We start from the raw sequence: 1,129 nt of genomic DNA, 5'->3' as shown, positions 1-1,129 counted from the left end.
CCGCCACCAGGGTTTCCACCAGGTAGGCGGGCACCTGATCCAGCTTGATCAGGATGCGGTCCTCGTTATGCGCCGGGTAGATGCCGCCGATCATCAGCGGCTCCAGACGCGCCACGGCGAGGTCCTTGCCGTCGGCCTGGCTGAGGCCGGCGACGTAGCTGCCGGAGAAGCGCACGCGGATCGACTTGGAGGGCTCGGCGCCCTCGTAGAACTGAAAGCCACGGGTAAAGAGGTCGACGGTATTGCCTGCCACCGAGGCGGAGCCAGGCCCCTCCACGGAGGGCTCGCGCCGGTAGCCGAGGGCATCGAGTTCCTTGAGGAAGTCGTCCTTGCCCAGCTTCAGCCCGGTGAACAGCTCCAGCGGCCGCGCATAGACCTTGGCCGGAACCGTCCAGCGCTTGCCGGAGAATTTTTCCTGGACCACGGCATCGAGATAAACCGCGAAACCGGCCAGTGCGACCAGGCCGACGAGGCCCAGCTTCAATACCCAGCCGAATAGAGTTCGCCAGCCGCCAGAGGGGCGTTTGGCACGGGAGCGAGAGGAGCGGGAACGAGTCATGGCGGCGGATTATACGCACTTTGCCAGGGCCGGGCAGGCGCCTCCCGGCGGTTTGCATCACCGCCCGCAGTCGCCATAATGCCGGCTCCGAACGAACCCGAAGGCAAGGAAAGACCGTGAGCCAAGCACTGATAGCCGCGCTGCAGAACCCGGCCCTGTATGCCCACCCTGTCGAGGGATTCCAGGTCATCGAGACGCATATCTCCTGGGTCCTGCTCACCGGCCCTTTTGCCTACAAGATCAAGAAGCCGGTGAATTTCGGCTTCCTAGACTTCACCACGCTCGAGGCCCGCAAGCATTTCTGCGAAGAGGAAGTGCGCCTCAACCAGCGCCTGACCAAGAACCTCTACCTCGATGTGATCGCCATCGGCGGCCGCCCCGAGGCCCCGATGCTGAACGCCGACGTCGCGCCCATCGAGTACGCCATCCGCATGAAGCAGTTCCCGCAAAGCGACCTGCTCAGCGCGGTGCAGGCGAGGGGCGAGCTGGGCAACGCGCAGATCGACCAGTTGGCCGGATCGATCGCGCACTTCCACCTGGCCGCCCCCAAGGTGCCGGCGGACAACCCGC

General features: G+C 65.1%; 2 pseudogenes. One reads left to right on the top strand and one right to left on the bottom strand.

What is annotated here, in order from left to right:
- Positions 1-559 (bottom strand): annotated as a pseudogene (locus tag B2X67_RS13820) (penicillin-binding protein 1B); the annotation flags it as partial.
- 116 nt (positions 560-675) lie between these two features.
- Here B2X67_RS13820 and B2X67_RS13815 point away from each other — a divergent pair.
- Positions 676-1,129: pseudogene (locus tag B2X67_RS13815) on the top strand (hypothetical protein); the annotation flags it as partial.

Origin of the sequence: Pseudomonas sp. UBA3153 (assembly GCF_002364635.1) — a bacterium.
Classification (GTDB): Bacteria; Pseudomonadota; Gammaproteobacteria; order Pseudomonadales; family Pseudomonadaceae; genus Pseudomonas_O; species Pseudomonas_O kuykendallii.
Note: the sequence above shows the minus strand (reverse complement) of the source record. Positions and strands in the feature narration are given on the sequence as shown.